The 19173-nt window shown below is 54.6% G+C and carries 20 protein-coding genes; 6 read left to right on the forward strand and 14 right to left on the reverse strand.

From position 1 onward, the window contains the following. Positions 1-82: 82 nt before the first annotated feature. The 9 genes from rbsR to cpxP form a co-directional block, all read right to left on the reverse strand. Positions 83-1084: a ribose operon transcriptional repressor RbsR gene (gene rbsR, locus ACL2XJ_RS06995; RefSeq protein ID WP_413726061.1), complete on the reverse strand. Its 1002-nt coding sequence runs from the start codon at positions 1082-1084 to the stop codon at positions 83-85. Between the two features lies 1 nt (position 1085). Next, the gene (gene rbsK, locus ACL2XJ_RS07000; RefSeq protein WP_132924314.1) at positions 1086-2012 is read right to left on the reverse strand and encodes a ribokinase; all 927 of its coding nucleotides are present in this window, start codon (positions 2010-2012) and stop codon (positions 1086-1088) included. Positions 2013-2096: 84 nt separating this feature from the next. Next, positions 2097-2984 carry a ribose ABC transporter substrate-binding protein RbsB gene (gene rbsB / locus ACL2XJ_RS07005; RefSeq protein WP_413726062.1) on the reverse strand — a complete coding sequence of 296 codons (888 nt, stop codon included), beginning with the start codon at positions 2982-2984 and terminating at the stop codon, positions 2097-2099. A 23-nt stretch (positions 2985-3007) separates the two neighbouring features. Next, positions 3008-3976 carry a ribose ABC transporter permease gene (gene rbsC / locus ACL2XJ_RS07010; RefSeq protein WP_132927943.1) on the reverse strand — a complete coding sequence of 323 codons (969 nt, stop codon included), beginning with the start codon at positions 3974-3976 and terminating at the stop codon, positions 3008-3010. Continuing rightward, the gene (gene rbsA / locus ACL2XJ_RS07015) at positions 3976-5487 is read right to left on the reverse strand and encodes a ribose ABC transporter ATP-binding protein RbsA (protein ID WP_413726063.1); all 1512 of its coding nucleotides are present in this window, start codon (positions 5485-5487) and stop codon (positions 3976-3978) included. Before rbsA ends, rbsC begins: the two co-directional genes overlap by 1 nt. Positions 5488-5494: 7 nt before the next feature. Beyond that, entirely contained in the window at positions 5495-5914 is a 420-nt protein-coding gene (rbsD, locus tag ACL2XJ_RS07020; RefSeq protein ID WP_413726064.1) for a D-ribose pyranase, read from the reverse strand. A gap of 456 nt (positions 5915-6370) precedes the next feature. Beyond that, positions 6371-7360 (reverse strand): sulfate ABC transporter substrate-binding protein, encoded by a 990-nt coding sequence (locus tag ACL2XJ_RS07025; protein WP_132924306.1) that lies wholly within the window; start codon positions 7358-7360, stop codon positions 6371-6373. Between the two features lie 178 nt (positions 7361-7538). Then, positions 7539-8501, reverse strand: coding sequence for a 6-phosphofructokinase (gene pfkA / locus ACL2XJ_RS07030; protein WP_132924304.1), 963 nt, complete (start codon positions 8499-8501; stop codon positions 7539-7541). A gap of 654 nt (positions 8502-9155) precedes the next feature. After that, positions 9156-9653, reverse strand: coding sequence for a cell-envelope stress modulator CpxP (cpxP, locus tag ACL2XJ_RS07035; protein WP_413726065.1), 498 nt, complete (start codon positions 9651-9653; stop codon positions 9156-9158). Positions 9654-9800: 147 nt separating this feature from the next. Here cpxP and cpxR point away from each other — a divergent pair, with 147 nt between their 5' ends. From cpxR to trmL, 3 genes are all read left to right on the forward strand, one after another. Next, complete coding sequence (gene cpxR / locus ACL2XJ_RS07040) at positions 9801-10499, forward strand: envelope stress response regulator transcription factor CpxR (RefSeq protein ID WP_132924301.1); 699 nt, start codon at positions 9801-9803, stop codon at positions 10497-10499. After that, entirely contained in the window at positions 10496-11866 is a 1371-nt protein-coding gene (cpxA, locus tag ACL2XJ_RS07045) for an envelope stress sensor histidine kinase CpxA (protein ID WP_413726066.1), read from the forward strand. Before cpxR ends, cpxA begins: the two co-directional genes overlap by 4 nt. A gap of 149 nt (positions 11867-12015) precedes the next feature. Continuing rightward, the gene (gene trmL / locus ACL2XJ_RS07050; protein ID WP_132924298.1) at positions 12016-12483 is read left to right on the forward strand and encodes a tRNA (uridine(34)/cytosine(34)/5-carboxymethylaminomethyluridine(34)-2'-O)-methyltransferase TrmL; all 468 of its coding nucleotides are present in this window, start codon (positions 12016-12018) and stop codon (positions 12481-12483) included. Positions 12484-12534: 51 nt separating this feature from the next. Here the strand turns inward: trmL and cysE are convergent, their stop codons facing one another. From cysE to ACL2XJ_RS07075, 5 genes are read right to left on the reverse strand one after another with little or no spacing between them, the layout of a single operon-like run. After that, complete coding sequence (cysE, locus tag ACL2XJ_RS07055; protein ID WP_132924296.1) at positions 12535-13350, reverse strand: serine O-acetyltransferase; 816 nt, start codon at positions 13348-13350, stop codon at positions 12535-12537. Between the two features lie 52 nt (positions 13351-13402). Then, a complete protein-coding gene (gpsA, locus tag ACL2XJ_RS07060) occupies positions 13403-14422 on the reverse strand; it encodes an NAD(P)H-dependent glycerol-3-phosphate dehydrogenase (RefSeq protein ID WP_413726067.1) in 1020 nt (339 codons plus the stop codon). Beyond that, positions 14422-14892 carry a protein-export chaperone SecB gene (secB, locus tag ACL2XJ_RS07065; protein ID WP_132924292.1) on the reverse strand — a complete coding sequence of 157 codons (471 nt, stop codon included), beginning with the start codon at positions 14890-14892 and terminating at the stop codon, positions 14422-14424. The genes gpsA and secB overlap by 1 nt, the downstream gene beginning before the upstream one ends. Before the next feature lie 58 nt (positions 14893-14950). Continuing rightward, complete coding sequence (gene grxC, locus ACL2XJ_RS07070; RefSeq protein ID WP_132924290.1) at positions 14951-15202, reverse strand: glutaredoxin 3; 252 nt, start codon at positions 15200-15202, stop codon at positions 14951-14953. 22 nt (positions 15203-15224) lie between these two features. Next, complete coding sequence (locus tag ACL2XJ_RS07075) at positions 15225-15656, reverse strand: rhodanese-like domain-containing protein (protein ID WP_413726068.1); 432 nt, start codon at positions 15654-15656, stop codon at positions 15225-15227. Between the two features lie 249 nt (positions 15657-15905). Here ACL2XJ_RS07075 and envC point away from each other — a divergent pair, with 249 nt between their 5' ends. From envC to rfaD, 3 genes are all read left to right on the forward strand, one after another. After that, complete coding sequence (envC, locus tag ACL2XJ_RS07080) at positions 15906-17204, forward strand: murein hydrolase activator EnvC (RefSeq protein ID WP_413726860.1); 1299 nt, start codon at positions 15906-15908, stop codon at positions 17202-17204. 49 nt (positions 17205-17253) lie between these two features. Next, the gene (locus ACL2XJ_RS07085; RefSeq protein ID WP_413726861.1) at positions 17254-18135 is read left to right on the forward strand and encodes a divergent polysaccharide deacetylase family protein; all 882 of its coding nucleotides are present in this window, start codon (positions 17254-17256) and stop codon (positions 18133-18135) included. Between the two features lie 83 nt (positions 18136-18218). Next, positions 18219-19151 (forward strand): ADP-glyceromanno-heptose 6-epimerase, encoded by a 933-nt coding sequence (gene rfaD / locus ACL2XJ_RS07090; protein ID WP_132924285.1) that lies wholly within the window; start codon positions 18219-18221, stop codon positions 19149-19151. The last annotated feature ends 22 nt before the right edge of the window (positions 19152-19173 follow it).

Here is a 19173-nt window from a genome sequence, read left to right on the forward strand (position 1 = left end):
TACCGCCCGCCGGAGCGCCCCACAGCTCGGTAGGCCCGCGATCACCGGCGGTTAAACCAAGAGAAACGGGGCAATGGCGCCATCATCGACGCCCCACCGACGCCCGCTCCACCAGCTCCGGGGTCAGCACCAGCACTTGCGGTTCAGTCTCGGGATTTTGCAGCCGATAAAGTAAGGTATCAATGGCCAGCTCGCCAAGGGAATCTTTCGGCTGATTAATAGTGGTCAGCGGCGGAGTAAGGTATTTGGCCAGCTCGATATCGTCATAACCCACCACCGCCATATCTCCCGGCACCGATAGCCCGGCCTGAAACAGCGCCTGGTAAACCCCAACCGCCACCGCGTCATTGCCGGTGAAAACCGCATGGGGCGGTTCGGGCAACGCCAAAAGCTGTTTCATCGCCGCCACACCGCCGCCAAATTCAAAATCGCTGAACACTTCATATCCGGCCCGAATAACCAGCCCGGCGCGATTCATGGCGAGACGATAGCCCTCCAACCGGTGGCGGGCAGTGGTTTTATCCTGGGGACCGGCAATACAGGCAATTTTATGATAACCACGGGAAATCAGATAACGGGTGGCCAGATCGCCCCCCAGCAACGAATTATCCTGGATGATATCCAGCGCGTCCTCAAACGGCGTCCAATCCATCATCACAATGGGCAATGAAGGATAACGACGCAACGCCAGCCGGGAGGGACGATTGTTTTCGGTACACATGATAAGCAGGCCGTCCACGCGTTTTTGCAGCAACGTCTCCATGCTGCGGCTCATGCGATCCGCATCCTCCTCGGTATTGCACAGGATCAAGCTATAACCGCGCTCATAGCAGCTGCGTTCCACCCCGTGCACCACTTCCGCATAAAACGGGTTATTACTGGAGGTTATCAACATCCCGATGGTACGCGTCTGGTTTATCTTCAAACTGCGGGCCAGGGCCGAAGGCGCGTAATTCAGCTGTTCCACCGCCGCCAGAACCTTATCTCGCACCGCATCGCTGACAAAACGATTGTCATTGATTACATGAGAAACCGTGGAGGTTGAAACGCCCGCCAAACGGGCGACATCTTTCATGGTGGACAAGCTAGTCTAACCCTTGCAAAAAGGCGTCGATTTCTTGGCGCCAGGGAATGGACGGCTGCGCACCCGAGCGGGTGACCGCAATGGCGGCGGCGGCATGGGCAAATCTCACTGCCTTGTCCATATCTTCCCCTTCCAGCAATGCCGTAACCAACGCGCCATTGAATGTATCCCCCGCCGCAATGGTATCCACCGCGTCGACCTTAAACCCCGGGATCAGTTTGCCATGACCCTGCCGGCTAAGCCATACGCCGCGGCTGCCCAGGGTAATCAATACCGTGGGAATGCCTTTGCCATGGAGTATTTGCGCGGCGCGGGCGGCGGAGGCGTCATCATTGATTGCGACGCCCGTCAGACGTTCCGCTTCAGTCTCATTCGGCGTGATGGTATCCACCAGGGCCAGCAACGGGTCCGGTAACTCACGGGCCGGAGCCGGATTCAGAATAACCTGCGTCTGATGCAGCTTTGCCAGCTTGGCGGCGGCAATCACCGTCTCCAGCGGCGACTCCAGCTGCATCAGCAGCACGGAGGCATCGATAATCTTTTTCTCGTATCGCGCCAGATAATCCGGCGTAAGCGCGGCGTTGGCGCCCGGATCGATGGCAATCACATTCTCACCATCCCGGTTCACGAAAATCAGCGCAACGCCGGTGGTTGTGCCGGGGCTGGCTTCCACCGATCCGACACCGATGTTGTCCGCCGCCAACTGCTTACGGATACGCTGCCCTATATCATCCTCGCCGACGCAGGCGACAAAATCGATATTCGCCCCGCTACGCCCGGCCGCCACCGCTTGATTGGCGCCTTTACCGCCGAAAGCGACGGTATAGTTTTTTCCAATAACCGTTTCACCGGGACGAGGAAATTGCTCAAGGTTGAGGATATGATCGGCATTGATACTACCCAGCACCACCAGCTTGTTTGTCGCCATCGTATTTATCCTGATTGAATGCGTTATCGTCCCCCGGCTGGCGGGTCGATAACGCAATACCTTGCTGTAGAAAGTGAACCGGCGTTATTTCGTGACCAGCTTAAGGGCTACCGGGATTATGGCATCCACCTTGCCGCCTTTTAATACTTTGTCTGCGGTTTCAACACCGATAATACCGATTTGATCGGGCTGCTGCGCCACGGTGGCGGCCATTCTTCCGCTTTGCACCGCTTTGAGTCCATCCGCCGTACCGTCAAAGCCTACCACCAGCACATCGGTTTTATTGACGGTTTGCAGGGCACGCATCGCGCCTAAGGCCATTTCGTCATTTTGCGCGAATACCGCTTGTACCGTCGGGTGGGCGGTCAGCAGGTTCTGCATGACGTTAAGACCTTTGGTGCGATCGAAATCAGCCGGCTGGCTGGCCAACATGGTGAATTTGTATTGATCGGCGGATTGCTTGAATCCTTCGCCGCGTTCACGGGCCACTGAGGTGCCGGCAATCCCTTCAAGTTCAATAACCTTGGCGCTGTTACCCAGTTTTTGCCCGATAAAATCACCCGCCATTTTGCCGCCGACCCGGTTGTCCGAGGCGATATGACTGACGATCTGGCCCTTGTTCGCCTTACGATCCAGGGTGATGACCGGGATCTTGGCTTGGTTGGCCAGGATAACGGCATTGCCCACCGCATCGGAATCCGTCGGGTTTATCATGACCAGCTTGACGCCGCGCACCGTCAGATCCTGCACGTTAGCCAATTCCTTGGCCGGATTGTTTTGCGAATCGAGGACTACCAATTGATAACCCAGTTTATTCGCTTCCTGTTGCGCCCCGTCTTTCATCGAAACAAAGAATGGATTGTTAAGAGTGGAAACCACCAGCGCAATAGTATCTTTTGCCAGGGCGTTGGCGCTGAAAGCGGCGCTTAACGCAACGGCGGACATCAAAACAGCTAATTTTTGCATTTTCATCTTTATGTTTCCTGCAGGGGAGGTTATTTACTGCTTTTGTTATCTACCAATACCGCCAACAAAATGACGACAGCCTTTACAATCATCTGATAGTAGGAAGAAACGCTTAATAAATTCAGTCCGTTATTCAAAAATCCGAGGATCAGCGCGCCAATAAGGGTTCCCATGATGCGGCCTTTACCGCCGGACAGGCTGGTTCCCCCCAGCACCACGGCGGCAATGGCATCCAGTTCATACCCGGTACCGGCGGTGGGCTGCGCCGAAGAGAGCCGGGCCACTTCAATCACGCCGGCCAGCGCCGCCGTCAGCCCGCACAGCGAATAGACGATGACCTTGACCTTATCAACGCTGATGCCCGACAACCGCGTCGCGGCTTCATTGCCGCCCAATGCGTAGATATAGCGGCCCAAACGGGTGTGGTGCAGCATGTACCAGGCGGCGAGAAACACCACCGCCATAATCCACACCGGCGTAGGCACGCCCAGCGGACGGCCTATACCAAACCAGCCGAAGGCATCGGCCGCATCGCTGAAGCCGGTATTCACCGGGCTGCCGTCGGTATATACCATGGTGACGCCCCGCAGCAGCAGCATCATCACCAGGGTCGCGATAAAGGCCTGTACCTTTCCTTTCGCCACAATGACCCCCGTCACGGCGCCGATTGCCGCGCCCAGCAATAGGGAGGCTCCCACCGCGACGAACACGTTGATTTCAAGCCCCACCACCGACGCGGCCACCGCACCGGTCAGGGCCAGCAGCGAACCCACGGAAAGATCGATACCGGCGGTCAAGATCACCAGCGTCATGCCCACCGCCATAATGGCGTTCACGGAGGTCTGTTGAAGAATATTGAACAAATTATTGAGGCTGAAGAAGTTCGAACTCATGGAAGACACCACGGCGATAAGCACCAGCAGCGCAATCAATGATTTCTGTTCTAATAGCCAGGTTTTGCTGAAACCGCGTTTAACGGGAATAATCCGGGTACTCATCATTGATTCTCCTGCTGGGTACTGTATTGCTTACCGACGGCCGCGGCCATCAGGACCTCTTGAGTGGCCTGCCCTATGGGGAAAATGCCGCTTAAGCGGCCCTCATGCATCACCATCACGCGATCGCTCATTCCCAGCACTTCGGGCATCTCCGAAGAGACCAAAATGATACTGAGCCCTTCTTCTTTGAACTGATTGATTAATTGATAAATCTCTTTTTTAGCGCCGACATCGACGCCGCGGGTCGGTTCATCCAGAATCAATACCTTGGGCCGGGTCATCAAGCCGCGGGCAATGGCGACTTTTTGTTGATTGCCGCCGGACAGCAGGCCTATCGGCTGCTCCATCGAGGGCGTTTTAATATTGAATAAACGAATAAAATCCCCTACCGCCTGCTGTTCTTCCGCGTGTTTCAATCCGCCGCCCTGACGGCTGAAATAGCGCAGGGCGGTGAGGGTCATGTTCTCCTTCACCGACATCCCCAGCACCAGCCCGTCCCGCTTACGATCTTCGGAAATATAGACGATACCGTTAGCCAACCCGTCCTGAGGGGTGCGGGTCATAATGGCTCGCCCGTCCAGCACTACCGTGCCGCCGGTGCGTTTCGCCGCGCCATAGAGGGTTTTCATCAGTTCCGTGCGTCCCGCGCCCATCAAGCCCGCGACGCCGAGGATTTCACTGCGGCGCAGCGTAAAGCTGACATCGTCGACGCCGGGGCCGCTAAGATGATTGACCGCTAGACGTTCCTCGCCTAGAGGGACTTCAATGCGCGGGTATTGCTCTTCCAGGCGACGTCCCACCATCATTTCGATCAGGGCGTCTTCCTGTAACTCGGTTACCCGGCGTTCGGCGATAAACTGCCCGTCCCGAAGCACCGTGACATCGTCGCAGATTTGAAAAATCTCTTTTAACCGATGGGAAATATAAACGATGCCGCAGCCCTGCTGCCTGAGTTCGTTTATTACGCTGAACAGCGACGCCGTTTCGGTATCGGTGAGCGCATCGGTAGGCTCATCCATGATAATGATCCGGGACTTGAAGCTGATGACCTTGGCTATTTCCACCATCTGCTGATCGCCGATGGACAGCTCCCCCACCAGACGGTGGCTGCTATACCGCAGATTGAGCCGGGCCAACAGCTGGTCAGCTTCGCTGTACATCCGTTTCCAATCGATACCGCCGAACCGATTGAGGAATTCGCGGCCGAGGAAGATATTTTCCGCAATGGTCAACTGAGGAATAAGATTCAATTCTTGATGGATAATGCCGATACCGGCTTCCTGGGATGCCTTCGGCCCGCTGAACGCCACCTCATTTCCCAGGTATGACAGGGTGCCGGCATCTTTGCTGTAGATGCCGGTCAACACTTTCATCATGGTAGACTTGCCGGCGCCATTCTCTCCCACCAGCGCCATAACGCGGCCGGGATAAACCGTCAGCGCCGCACCGGTAAGCGCCTTAACCCCCGGGAAGGATTTGTCTATCCCTGTCAATTGCAGTAACGGTTGCATAGATGCCTCAGAAGGTGACGCCGGAGCACAGGATGACATTGGCGAAAGGAGTGCATTCCCCACTGCGGATGACCGCGCGGCTATATGCGGTCTGGGCTTTGAATACCTGGTGGCTGATATACTCGATGGCAATGGTATTGCCCTGTTGCTGCTCAAGGGCCGTCAACTGATCCAGCAGCGCCTCATGCAGCTGAGGATTAATTTCCGCCATTTCCTTGGCCAAAATGGCCTTTTCTACCTGCATTTCGCCGACAACCGCGCTCACCACCTGTAAAAAGGTCGGCACACCCCGGGTCAACGCCAGATCAATCCTTTGGCTTGAAGAGGGAATGGGCAATCCCGCATCGGCAATCGTGACCTGATCCGTATGGCCCAGACGGGAGATGAGCGCAGAGACGTCAGCGTTCAGTAAAACACCTTTCTTCATTTTCCTGCCTCCACCAGCGAAACGTTTCGCTGAGGATGAAATTAGTTAAAAAAGCAGAGGTGTACAAGCGCAATCCATCAAAAATGTGATCGCCATCGAAACGTTTCGCTATTAATAAAAATGATTATTCACACAAGCAATTGAATTTGAGAATGAAGCGAGAAGAGGATGCGGTCGCCGGAAAAACGTGGTCCGTCAGGGCAGCGGGAAGAAGATGTGAGGATAAAAACCGATGGCTTATAGCCATCGGCCAGACTGCTGACAAATGCACTCGAAGTCAATAAGGCGGGGCAGGTTGCCAGAAGAGTAAACCGTCCGCGCCATGGATGGCGCGGATCGAGCCTTCAGGGATGTATTCACGGCGTGTTTACGATCTGGTAGCCTGCCCCGACCGAACACTTTGTCAACAAGCTCACCGATGGCTTATAGCCATCGGCGTTATGCTTGGGTTAACGGTTAACGTTGGTTGATTTGATCGAAACTGCCGCCGTCGGAGAAATGAACTTTTTGCACCTGCTGCCAGCTCCCGAACACATCCTTCAAGCTGTACAGCTTGAGCTGTGGGAATTTATCGGCAAATTCCTTCGCCACTGCCGGATCACGGGGACGATAATAGTTTCTGGCCGCGATACGCTGGCCTTCCGGCGAATAAAGATAGGTCAGATAAGCGGTAGCCACGTCGCGGGTTCCCCGTTTGTCCACCACTTTATCTACTACCGATACCGTAGGCTCCGCCACAATTGACTCGCTGGGAACAACGATGTCGAATTGGCCTTTACCCACCTTATTCACCGCCAGCAAAGCCTCGTTTTCCCAGGCGATTAAAACGTCGCCGATGCCGCGTTCCACAAAGGTATTCGTGGAATCGCGGGCGCCGGAATCCAGTACGCTCACATTTTTATAAACCGCCTTGACGAAATCCTGGGCTTTCGCCTGATCGTTATTATTATGATGCAGCGCATAACCCCAGGCGGCCAGATAGTTCCAACGCGCGCCGCCGGAGGTCTTCGGGTTCGGCGTGATGATGGAGATGCCAGGCTTGATTAAATCAGGCCAGTCATGAATTTGCTTGGGATTGCCCTTACGCACCAGAAAAACAATAGTGGAGGTATAAGGCGCCGAGTTATCAGGCAGCCGGGTAATCCAGTTTTTATCAATCCGGCCGCGCGCTGCGATGGCGTCCACATCAGATTCCAGCGCCAATGTCACCACATCCGCATCAATACCATTGATAACCGAGGTAGCCTGCTTACCTGACCCGCCGTGGGATTGCCGAATGGTGACCTTGTCGCCGGTCTTAGCCTGCCAGTATTTGCTGAAGGCAGCATTGTAGTCCTGATAAAGCTCCCGTGTCGGGTCATAGGACACGTTCAATAATTGGATATCTTTTGCCAGCGCGCTTCCCGACAATAAAATCAACAACAACCCTGCTTGCCACTTTGACATCGTTGCTCTCCCGAAGAGTCTTTTTATCACCTGAATATCGATTAAGCAGAGAGTGTCAGAAATCCTGTAACATTTTAAAGAATAAAAACGTAATTTATATAAGCAAAAGAGCTAAACCACAGAGGGTAAAAAAAACCCCCGATGAAGGGGGGCGTGAAATAGCAGGAAGTTGAAGCGATCAGTAGAGTTTTTTAGCACATTCCAGCAAATCACTTTTGAACGGCCGTTTCATGTTTTCTATGGCGTCGATAATGTCGTGATGGACCAATTTATCATTTTGCACCCCGACGCAGCGCCCGCCGTAGCCCTGCAGCAGCAGTTCGATGGAAAATGCCCCCATGCGCGAGGCAAGGATGCGGTCATAAGCTACCGGGCTGCCGCCACGCTGGATATGACCCAATACAGTGGCGCGGGTTTCACGGCCGGTTTCTTTTTCAATATATTGCGCCAATTCGCTGATATTGCAGATATGTTCGGTGATGGCAACGATGGCGTGCTTTTTACCCTTGGCGATACCGGCTTTAATTTCATAAACCAGATCTTCCGGTTTAAACTCCACTTCCGGCAGTACGATAAATTCGCATCCGCCGGCAATGGCCGCCGACATGGTCAAATCACCGCAGTAGCGGCCCATGACTTCAACGATGGAAATACGCTGGTGTGAAGAAGACGTATCGCGCAGCCGGTCAATAGCCTCGACCACCGTTTCCAAGGCAGTGAAATAACCGATGGTGTAGTCAGTGCCGGCCACATCGTTATCAATGGTGCCGGGCAAACCGATGCAGGGAAAGCCCATTTCAGTGAGACGCTTGGCACCCATATAAGAACCGTCGCCCCCGATAACCACCAGCGCGTCGAGTTGACGTTTTTTCATGTTCTCAATGGAAATAACGCGGGTTCCCTCTTCACGGAACTCAGGGAAACGGGCCGAGCCCAAAAAGGTACCGCCACGGTTAATCATATCCGATACGCTATAGCGGTCGAGCTTGCTCATTCGATCCTGAAACAGTCCGAGGAAACCGTCATAGACGCCATAAACCTCCAATCCTTCGGAAAGTCCGGCGCGCACAACGCCCCGGATCGCTGCATTCATGCCCGGTGAATCACCACCGCTTGTCAGTACACCGATTTTCTTAATCATGACTACCTCTGAGCTTTAGCTATTATTTGTAGAATACACTATGCCGGTTAACTTTGAGGAACGGATTAAATCCGACCTATGGCTTATGGTGGAAATAGTATATCAAATCCCTTTTGCTGAATTGATTCAGGTCAGGCAATTTCCCACTATCCTCACGTTTATACCCTATGATAATGCATTACATTTACCAGTGTCTTAGCTTTTCACCACTCGGTACACCGGACAATTTGTAAACCAATGGGAAAAAGGATGGGTCTGGCTTGGCGCCGCAATTACCATAATGCCAATCATCGGCACATGCAGCACCACAGTTGATAAAAGATGTTGCAAACCGCGTGTTAGGTTATTTTCGCCAGATTGCAGAGATATGAAAGCGAGACCGGTGCCGGCCTGCCCGTGAGGCCGGCTTCCTTTGGTTTATGTCACACTTTTGCAAGACATTTTAGGATGCGGCACGGGAATATCGTAGCATTACCGCAGCGGAACTGCGGGCACTTTGCTTGAGCCTTATGTCGCCACATTCCAATGACTTGTCATTGCCGGCATTGGCTTGCTGCTTGTCGATGATTGTAGGTGTCAGTCATTAAAAAAAACCCCACCTTTCGGTGGGGGAAGACAGGGATGGTGTCTATGGCAAGGAAAAATGAAGATGTCTTATTTAAGGGTCACACTCTGTACCGGCTTCTGGGCAGAAGATGGCATCATTTCCGATATATGCGACGCCATTTCTGCCAGGCGTTGCTGATGATTCTGATTCAAAATTTGTCTTTGCTCCGGCGTCAGCAGGTTGTACATTTGATTCCGCACTTTAGCCATTTCAACCTGGCGAGCGACATTTTGCCGGGACATTTTTTCCATTTGGGCCCTAACAGCCGGCTCATCAAAATTTTCTGCTGTTACCAGTACATGCAACTGTTCCATTTCACTCACATTGATACGGGGAATATCAAGGCGAGCCTGACTCATCAAATCGCGCATTTGCTGCCGCTGGTGTTCCGTCAGCCTTACGCCTTCAAACATGCTGTAATGACTATCGCCGCATCGGTTTGCGATGTCATCCTGATGCCAACTTCCCGTTGCATTGTTCTCACCGGCCACAGTGCTTCCGGAAAAAAGAGTGGCGGCGATGAACATGGCGTTAAGTTTGTGCATCCCTAACCCCTACACCCATTACTAAGTTGCTTAACGATGAATTCATTCTACTGTCGCCGCTGCAAACTAGCGTCAGGGGATGTAAAGCTACGTAAAGTCATGGATTGGTAGTGATTGATGACGTATTTTGCGTTTGGAGGTGAGAAAATGAATAAAATCCTTTTGGTCGACGACGATCGTGAATTAACGGCATTGTTAAAAGAATTGCTTGAGATGGAAGGCTTTAACGTCCTGGTGGCTTATGACGGCGAACAGGCGTTGAATATGCTGGATAGCTCGGTTGATCTCTTATTGCTTGACGTAATGATGCCGAGGAAAAACGGTATCGATACGCTTAAGGAATTACGCCAGCAACACCAAACGCCGGTTATTATGCTCACGGCGCGCGGCAGCGAGCTGGATCGCGTGCTGGGACTCGAACTGGGCGCGGATGATTATCTGCCCAAGCCGTTCAACGATCGGGAACTGGTGGCGCGAATCAGAGCCATTTTGCGTCGTTCCCAGTGGACGGAACAGTTGCAAAACGGCGATAACGGCACGCCATCGCTGGAAGTTGATTTTCTGCGCCTCAATCCCGGCCGGCAGGAGGCGACCTTTGACGGCGTTCCCCTGGAACTGACCGGGACGGAATTCACCCTGCTCTACTTACTGGCGCAGCATCTCGGCCAGGTGGTTTCACGGGAGCACCTCAGCCAGGAAGTCCTGGGTAAGCGCCTGACGCCGTTTGATCGGGCAATCGATATGCACATCTCCAATCTGCGGCGTAAATTGCCGGAGCGCAAAGACGGGCACCCCTGGTTCAAAACCCTGCGGGGCCGGGGTTACTTAATGGTATCGGCCGCATGATAAACAGTTTGACCGCGAGGATATTCGCCATCTTCTGGCTAACCCTGGCGCTGGTTTTGATGCTGGTGTTAATGGTTCCCAAACTGGATACCCGCCAGCTGACCCCGTTGCTGGACAGTGAACAGCGACAGGGCGTGATGCTGCAACAGCATGTCGAGGCCGAACTGGCCGCCGATCCGGCCAACGATCTGATGTGGTGGCGCCGCCTGTTTCGCGCCATCGACAAATGGGCGCCGCCGGGCCAGCGTTTGATTCTGGTCACCAGCGAGGGGCGCGTTATCGGCGGTCAGCGTAATGAAATGCAGGTTATCCGCAATTTCATCGGCCAGTCCGATAACTCGGATCAGCCGCAAAAGAAAAAATATGGCCGCATGGAATTGGTGGGGCCCTTCGCGGTGCGGGATGGAGACGATAATTATCAGCTCTATCAAATACGGCCGGCGGGCAATTCGCAATCGGATTTTATCAACTTGATGTTTGACAGGCCGTTTCTGCTGCTTATCGTTACCATGCTCATCAGCATTCCGTTGCTGCTTTGGCTTGCCTGGAGCCTGGCGAAACCGGCGCGTAAACTCAAATACGCCGCGGATGAAGTCGCCAGGGGCAATTTACGCCAGCATCCGGAACTGGAAGCCGGTCCACAGGAATTTTTAGCCACCGGCGTCAGCTTTAACCAGATGGTCAGCGCGCTTGAAAGAATGGTCAGCGCACAGCAACGGCTGCTGTCGGACATTTCCCATGAACTGCGTACCCCCCTAACCCGCCTGCAGCTGGCCACAGCTCTTATGCGGCGCAAGCATGGCGAAGGCAACGAACTGGCGCGGATTGAAACCGAGGCCCAGCGGCTGGATTCCATGATAAACGACCTGCTGGTATTGTCGCGTAATCAGCATAAAAACGAGTTGACGCGGGAGTTTATCAAAGCCAGCGAGTTATGGAACGATGTGCTGGACGACGCAAAGTTTGAAGCCGAACAAATGGGAAAAACCCTTGAAATTACCGCGCCTCCCGGCAGTTGCGTATTGGTGGGTAATCCGGCGGCGTTGGACAGCGCCCTGGAAAACGTTGTGCGCAACGCCTTGCGTTATTCTCATCAGCGTATCGCGGTGGCCTTCAGCGCCGACGCGCAGGGCGTCACTATCACCGTGGATGACGATGGTCCCGGCGTGAGCGAAGAGGATCGCGAACAGATTTTCCGTCCTTTCTATCGCACCGATGAAGCCCGCGATCGCGAGTCCGGCGGCTCGGGCCTTGGCCTGGCCATTGTTGAAAAAGCGGTTGAGCAGCACCATGGCTGGGTCAAGGCTGAGGATAGCCCGCTGGGCGGGCTGCGCCTGGTGATGTGGTTGCCATTGCAGCACCGTTGACCTGGTGATGCGGTTGCCATTGGAGCCTTGATGAACCTGAGGAAGTGGTTGCCTTGCGGCATCGTTAGCCAGTTGTAGCCCAAAGCGGCGGGGAGTTGCGGCGCGTTGGGCTTTTTTTTGTTATTCTTCGCCCTCTTCAAGGGGGCAGTATGTTAAATATCGTTTTATACGAACCGGAAATCCCGCCTAATACCGGCAATATCATTCGTTTGTGCGCCAATACCGGCTTTGCGTTGCATCTTATCGAGCCTTTGGGATTTACCTGGGACGATAAGCGTTTACGCCGCGCAGGCCTGGATTACCATGAATTCGCCCATATAAAACGCCACCACGATTACGCGGCGTTCCTGGCGCAAGAACAGCCGGCGCGGCTGTTTGCGTTGACCACGAAAGGCACGCCGGCACACAGCGAGGCGGAGTACCGGGCGGGGGACTATTTGCTGTTTGGGCCTGAGACCCGCGGATTGCCGCCGTTTATTCTGGATAACCTGCCCGTGGGCCAAAAAATTCGCATTCCCATGCAGCCGGGCAGCCGCAGCATGAATTTATCCAATGCCGTTTCGGTGGTGGTATATGAGGCATGGCGACAATTGGGGTATGCAGGCGCGGGCAGGTAGCGTTCGACTACGCCACGTGGCGTATGGATTTCAACCAACGCTGGAAACGAATCAGATGCCGTCGCCGTACTCAAAGCCATGGCTGCCGAAAAACTGATCCATATCCATGGAGGGTTTATCGCTGTCCGGCTTGCCGACAATCCTGGCGGGAACCCCCGCCGCAGTGGTGTGGGGCGGTACTGATTGTAATACCACCGAGCCCGCGCCGATTTTAGCGCCGCGTCCCACTTCGATATTGCCCAGAATGGTGGCATTGGCGCCGATCATGACCCCTTCGCGAATCTTGGGATGGCGATCGCCGCTGGTCTTCCCGGTACCGCCCAGCGTCACCGACTGCAGAATGGAGACGTCATTTTCAACAATGGCCGTCTCGCCGATAACAATTCCGGTGGCGTGGTCAAGCATGATGCCGCAGCCGATTTTGGCGGCCGGATGGATATCGACCCCGAAAGAAACCGAGATCTGGTTTTGAAGATAGATGGCCAGGGCCTGCCGATCCTGGCCCCATAGCCAGTGGCCGATACGGTAGGCCTGCAGGGCATGGAACCCTTTGAGATAGAGCAACGGCGTGGAGTATTTGTCCACCGCCGGGTCGCGCAGCCGCACGGCGGTGATATCGCGGGCCGCCGAATGGATCATTTGCTCGTCGTTCTTGTAGGCCTCTTCCACTATTTCACGAATGGCGATAGCCGGCATAATGGTATTGGCCAATTTATTCGCCAGCATATAGCTCAGGGCACTGCCTAAATTTTCATGTTTCAGCAGAGTGGCATGAAAAAAACTGGCCAGCATGGGTTCACACTCCGCCAGCAAACGCGCTTCAGCTTTGATGTTGTTCCATACCGCTTCCAATTCTTCAGTGGACATACTCACGACCCTTTTGCTGATGTAATCACTCTTGCCGGACGGCCGACAGCCGTCAACCACCTGTTTTCTCGTCTTTTTGGGCTCGTCCGAGCAGGCTAAGCGCCGCTTCATGGGCATTTTTGTTACGGTAGAGCACCTGGTAGATTTGTTCGGTGATCGGCATCTCGACCCCGTAACGCCCTGCCAGCGCCAGCACCTCTTTCGTATTGCGATAACCTTCCACTACCTGGCCGATGCGGTCCTGAGCGGTCTGAACGTCGACACCCTGACCGAGCAGCATGCCGAACCGACGGTTACGGGATTGGTTATCGGTGCAGGTCAAGACCAGGTCGCCGAGTCCCGCCATGCCCATAAACGTCCCCGGGTCCGCCCCCAGGGCGGCGCCAAGACGCGACATCTCCGCGAGTCCGCGGGTGATAAGCGCCGTACGGGCATTGGCGCCGAAGCCGATGCCATCCGACATGCCGGCGCCGATGGCTATCACATTCTTAACCGCGCCGCCCAGCTGGACGCCGATAAAATCAGCGTTGCCGTAGACGCGAAAGCTTTTGCCGCAATGCAGCAGATACTGTAAATCAGCCGAAAAATCGGCGTCGGTGGATGCCAGGGCAATGGCGGTGGGCAAACCCGCCGCCAGCTCCTTGGCGAAAGTCGGTCCCGAAATCACCGCAAGGGGGATCGTATCACCCAATACTTCACGGGCCACATCCGCCAATAAGCGGCCGGTGTCCGCCTCCAACCCTTTGGTTGCCCAGACCACGCGTGCATCGGGCCGCAAATGCGGCCGGATTTGCGTCAATACGCTGCCGAACACATGGCTCGGCACCACAATCAGCACGTCGCGGCTGAACAGCATGGCACGGGACAAATCCGTCTCAAGACGCAGCGAAGGCGGGAACGGCACATCGGGTAGAAAGACCTGGTTGCACCGCGCCGCCTCCAGGGTATGGATATGATCGGGATCATGCCCCCATAACAGTACCTCATGACCGTTTCGCGCCATGGTAATAGCAAGGGCCGTGCCGTAGGAGCCGGCACCGATAACAATCATGGAGGCACTTTTAGGCATCATCAGGCTTCCTGGGTCGGTTGGTTTCCTTCACCATCGGTCTGCTGTTGCAGATAGTTCATGAACAGTGCGTCAAAGTTCACCGGCGCCAGGTTAAGCTGCGGGAACGTACCGCGGGATACCTGGCTGGTTATGCACTCGCGGGCATAGGGGAAAAGAATATTCGGGCAATACGCGCCCAGGCAATGAGCCAACTGCGTCCCGTCAATGCCTGAAATGGTAAAGATGCCGGCCTGCTGCACTTCACACAGGAAAGCGGTCTCTTCCCCCAGCAGCGCCGTTACCGTCACGCGTAATACCACTTCATAGATGCCTTCCGCCAGCTGAGTGGAGGCGGTATCGAGATCCAGCTTGATTTCCGGCTGCCATTCCTGCTGAAAAACCTTTGGTGCGTTAGGTGCTTCAAAAGAGACGTCCTTGGTGTAAACGCGCTGGATCTGGAACGTCATCTCGGTATTATTTTGCTCGGACATTAAAAAACCCTTTGGTTAATTTCGCTTCATGCACCCGGGCGCGCGTCTGGTTCCCGGCTTATTTAAGCAGGGGATCCAATCCACCGCGCGCATCAAGTGCGTGTAAATCATCACAGCCACCCACATGCTGTCCGTCGATGAAAATTTGTGGAACCGTGTTGCGGCCGCTGCGTTTAATCATTTCTTCCCGTTTATCCGCATCCCCGTCAATGGGTATTTCCTGGAATACGGCGTGCTTGCGGGTGAGTAAAGCCTTGGCGCGATGGCAATATGGACAAGTCGCTTTGGTATAGATTTCAATATTGGCCATGGTTCCCCCTTTCAGGTTTGTCTTACTTGCCCCGGACAAGGGGTAAGTTCTCTCCGCTCCAGCCGGATATGCCCTCCTTAAGGACATAAACCCGTTCAAAGCCCGCTTTGTTCAGGTTTTCCGCCGGCTCGCGCGACGTAGTGCCGGTTGCGCATACCACGATAACCGGTTTCGTTTTGGCTTTATCCAACTCGCCGAAATTGCCGCTTTTCACCTCGGACGAGGTGAGATTCAACGCGTTGGCAATGTGTCCTTTACGGTAGTCATCCCGGCTGCGCAAATCAACTATGACAGCGTCTTCCTTATTGATCAGACGGATGGCTTCGCCGCGGGTAATTTCATTCACCTTGGAAAAACGTGTTTTTACAGTGGTTACGATGACGGCGATCAATAAAGCGACCCAGGCCAGACAAAGCATGGGGTGATCGCTAACGAACGGCATAATTTCTTGCATGGGGTGTAAAAGCTCCCGTGAGTTGTGGCCACGCAGTAAAGGCTTCGAGTATACCCTCGCATTACGGCAAATTCAGCCAATATACATGGCCGGAAAGAAGAAACTAACCACATTGCGCCCCATGTCGCTAAAAATTGTGGCCTTTATCGCCTAATTTTATCTCTTACCCAGGCATGCAGACATGCGGGCGAAGGGATTTACGCCATAGATAACTGGTAAGCCGCTGTTCAACGTGGAATAATCTTGTCAATGAGGGGAAAGGCATCGTTGAAAAGAGTGAATACCGGGGAAAACGGCAGCCGAGGCCCTTTTCCAACGTTAAAGCATCATGTTTACGCCAGCCTGTTTTATGCTGGCGTAATGTTATTGCCTATAGCCGGCCACGCCGATGACAACAAGCAACAGCTTAAAACCCTGCAGCAAAATATCGCCGAGAAAGAAAAAAGCGTACAGCAACAGCAACAGCAGCGCGGCACATTGCTGAGCCAGCTGAAAAAACAGGAAGAGTCCATTTCCAAATCCAGCCGTGCCCTGCGCGAGACGCAAGGCACGCTGGCGTCGCTGACTCAGGATATAGACAGGCTGAACCAATCCATCAAGCAGTTGCAAGCGCGCCAGGCCGCTCAGCAGAAGCTGCTGGCGCAGCAGTTGGACGCCGCGTTTCGCCAGGGCCGCAACTCCGGTCTGCAATTGATTTTAAGCGGGGAAGAAGGCCAGCGCAGCGAAAGGATCCTGGCGTATTTCAGCTATCTCAATCAGGCGCGGGAAAAATCCATTCAGGATCTCAAACAGACACGGCAGCAACTGGCGGGTCAGAAAACCGATCTGCAGCAAAAACAGCTTCAGCAGGCGACAATGCTGCGACAGCAGCAGTCCGAGCAGAAAACGCTGGAAAATGCCCGGCTGGCGCGAAAGAAAACGCTCTCCGCCCTCGATACCTCCATCCATCAAAATCAGCTCAGCCTGAACGAACTGCGGCAAAACGAAGCCCGCCTGCAAAACGATATCGCCCGCGCAGAACGGGAAGCCAAAGCCCGTGCCGAGCGGGAAGAACGCGAGGCGCAGCAGGTGCGGGAACGGCAGGAACAGGCTAAACGCCAGGGAGCGACCTATAAACCTTCCACCAGCGAACGCGAGCTAATGTCCCGTACCGGCGGACTGGGCCAGCCCGCCGGGCAAGCCATGTGGCCGGTCAGGGGCCGCACCCTGCATCAGTTCGGAGAAGCGCTGCAAGGCGAGCTGCGCTGGAAGGGCATGGTGATCGCCGCCCCCGAAGGCACCGAAGTCAAAGCCATTGCCGACGGCCGCGTGCTGATGGCCGACTGGCTCCAGGGCTATGGCCTGGTGGTGGTGCTTGAACACGGTCAAGGAGATATGAGTCTCTACGGCTACAATCAAAGCGCCCTGGTGAAGGTGGGGGATCAGGTTAAATCCGGCCAGCCCATCGCGCTGGTGGGCACCAGCGGCGGGCAGGATACCTCAGCCCTCTATTTCGAAATTCGTCGTCGCGGCCAAGCGATCAACCCCTTGCCATGGTTAGGAAGATAGCGTGTTGAATAAAAAAACCGGTGCCCTGGTACTGTTGCTCCTGCTCGGTATGGCTAAAACCGCTTTTGCCGGCAGGCTGGCCATCGTCATCGACGACTTCGGCTATCGTCCGCATACTGAATATCAAGTGCTGTCGATGCCCACCGCCGTATCCATCTCCGTCTTGCCCAATGCTCCCTTTGCCGCCGAGATGGCGCGCAAAGCCCATGCGCAGGGACGGGAAGTTCTGATTCACCTGCCGATGGCGCCGTTGAGCAAGCAGCCACTGGAACGGGACACGCTGTTCCCTAGCATGAGCCGGGATGAGATCGCCCGCATCGTGCGCGATGCGGTGGGCAAAGTTCCGTATGCCGTCGGGGTGAACAACCATATGGGCAGCGCCATGACCTCCAGCCTGGCGGGCATGCAAAATGTCATGCAGGTACTGAGCCGCTATCCCTTTTATTTTCTCGACAGCATGACCATCGGCAACAGCCAGTCGCGCCAGGCGGCGGCCGGCACCGGCGTCAAGGTAATCAAACGCAATGTATTTCTGGACGACACGTCCAACCAGGACGACATCCGGCAGCAGTTCAACCGTGCCGTAGCCCTGGCCCGCCGTAACGGCTCGGCCATCGCTATCGGGCACCCTCATCCGGACACCATCAAGGTGCTGCAGCAGGTATTGTCGGCGTTGCCGTCGGATATCGTGCTGGTGCCCCCCAGCGCGCTGGTGAACGAGGCGGCTTCACCCTCCCCCGCGCCGACGCCGTTACCGGCCCCAGGCCGTCCGCGCCATCGGTTCCAGGGCGTTCCGCAATGTATTGTCAAGCAGGCACCGCCGCCGGTTTATGCTGATGCGATGTTCAGCGTGATATTTTCCAGCTTGAATCAGACGTCTTGGGTGACGCAGATTAAACATTGGTTCGCTTCAGCGCCGGACGGATATTAAGCTTTCACCGAAAATGTTATGCTAAGAACCATAAAGGGGCAGACGCAGTGCCTGCTCCGCCAAGATTACACAAGGGTTAATCCATGATAGTCGTCACTGGTGGGGCCGGTTTTATCGGCAGCAATATTGTTAAGTCTCTGAATAATGTCGGATATAACGATATCCTGGTGGTGGATAACCTTAAGGATGGCACCAAATTCGTCAATCTGGCGGATCTGGATATTACCGATTATATGGATAAAGAGGATTTTATCGCCAGTATCATCGCCGGCGATGATTTCGGCGATATTGAAGCGGTATTCCACGAAGGCGCCTGTTCGTCCACCACCGAGTGGGACGGGAAGTATATGATGGACAATAACTATCAATACTCCAAGGAATTGCTGCATTACTGCCTTGAACGGACCATTCCCTTTCTTTATGCGTCTTCCGCCGCTACCTATGGCGGCAGGACGGAAAACTTTATCGAACAGCGTCAGTATGAACAGCCGCTGAACGTTTACGGCTATTCCAAATTCCTGTTCGACCAGTATGTGCGCACCCTGCTGCCGCAGACGGACTCTCAGATCTGCGGATTCCGCTATTTCAATGTGTACGGACCCCGTGAAGGCCACAAAGGCAGTATGGCCAGCGTGGCTTTCCACCTTAACAACCAGATCCTCGCCGGTGAAAATCCCAAATTATTTTCCGGCAGCGAAGGGTTCAAACGCGATTTCATCTACGTCGGCGACGTGGCCGAGGTGAATTTGTGGTTCTGGCAAAACGGCGTTTCCGGCATTTTCAACTGCGGTACCGGCCGGGCGGAATCATTCCAGGCGGTGGCCGATGCGGTGCTGGATTTCCATAAAAAGGGCCAGATCGAATATATTGATTTCCCCGAGAAACTCAAAGGTCGTTATCAGGCCTACACCCAAGCCGATTTAACCCAACTGCGCGCCGCGGGTTACGATAAGCCATTCAAAACAGTAGCCGAAGGCGTTTGTGCCTATTTGGCCTGGCTGAATCGCACCCGTTGAAATCAGCGCAAGGGAAGATAGC

Source organism: Sodalis sp. RH16 (assembly GCF_047324245.1).
Classification (GTDB): domain Bacteria; phylum Pseudomonadota; class Gammaproteobacteria; order Enterobacterales; family Enterobacteriaceae; genus Acerihabitans; species Acerihabitans ligni.

What these genes read in the sequence shown, in the direction of transcription:
- rbsK (WP_132924314.1), bottom strand. Translation starts at nt 2,012, where the DNA reads ATGGCGACAAACAAGCTGGTGGTGCTGGGTAGTATCAATGCCGATCAT.
- rbsB (WP_413726062.1), bottom strand. Translation starts at nt 2,984, where the DNA reads ATGAAAATGCAAAAATTAGCTGTTTTGATGTCCGCCGTTGCGTTAAGC.
- rbsC (WP_132927943.1), bottom strand. Translation starts at nt 3,976, where the DNA reads ATGAGTACCCGGATTATTCCCGTTAAACGCGGTTTCAGCAAAACCTGG.
- rbsA (WP_413726063.1), bottom strand. Translation starts at nt 5,487, where the DNA reads ATGCAACCGTTACTGCAATTGACAGGGATAGACAAATCCTTCCCGGGG.
- rbsD (WP_413726064.1), bottom strand. Translation starts at nt 5,914, where the DNA reads ATGAAGAAAGGTGTTTTACTGAACGCTGACGTCTCTGCGCTCATCTCC.
- ACL2XJ_RS07025 (WP_132924306.1), bottom strand. Translation starts at nt 7,360, where the DNA reads ATGTCAAAGTGGCAAGCAGGGTTGTTGTTGATTTTATTGTCGGGAAGC.
- pfkA (WP_132924304.1), bottom strand. Translation starts at nt 8,501, where the DNA reads ATGATTAAGAAAATCGGTGTACTGACAAGCGGTGGTGATTCACCGGGC.
- cpxP (WP_413726065.1), bottom strand. Translation starts at nt 9,653, where the DNA reads ATGCACAAACTTAACGCCATGTTCATCGCCGCCACTCTTTTTTCCGGA.
- cpxR (WP_132924301.1), top strand. Translation starts at nt 9,801, where the DNA reads ATGAATAAAATCCTTTTGGTCGACGACGATCGTGAATTAACGGCATTG.
- cpxA (WP_413726066.1), top strand. Translation starts at nt 10,496, where the DNA reads ATGATAAACAGTTTGACCGCGAGGATATTCGCCATCTTCTGGCTAACC.
- trmL (WP_132924298.1), top strand. Translation starts at nt 12,016, where the DNA reads ATGTTAAATATCGTTTTATACGAACCGGAAATCCCGCCTAATACCGGC.
- cysE (WP_132924296.1), bottom strand. Translation starts at nt 13,350, where the DNA reads ATGTCCACTGAAGAATTGGAAGCGGTATGGAACAACATCAAAGCTGAA.
- gpsA (WP_413726067.1), bottom strand. Translation starts at nt 14,422, where the DNA reads ATGATGCCTAAAAGTGCCTCCATGATTGTTATCGGTGCCGGCTCCTAC.
- secB (WP_132924292.1), bottom strand. Translation starts at nt 14,892, where the DNA reads ATGTCCGAGCAAAATAATACCGAGATGACGTTCCAGATCCAGCGCGTT.
- grxC (WP_132924290.1), bottom strand. Translation starts at nt 15,202, where the DNA reads ATGGCCAATATTGAAATCTATACCAAAGCGACTTGTCCATATTGCCAT.
- ACL2XJ_RS07075 (WP_413726068.1), bottom strand. Translation starts at nt 15,656, where the DNA reads ATGCAAGAAATTATGCCGTTCGTTAGCGATCACCCCATGCTTTGTCTG.
- envC (WP_413726860.1), top strand. Translation starts at nt 15,906, where the DNA reads ATGAGGGGAAAGGCATCGTTGAAAAGAGTGAATACCGGGGAAAACGGC.
- ACL2XJ_RS07085 (WP_413726861.1), top strand. Translation starts at nt 17,254, where the DNA reads ATGGCTAAAACCGCTTTTGCCGGCAGGCTGGCCATCGTCATCGACGAC.
- rfaD (WP_132924285.1), top strand. Translation starts at nt 18,219, where the DNA reads ATGATAGTCGTCACTGGTGGGGCCGGTTTTATCGGCAGCAATATTGTT.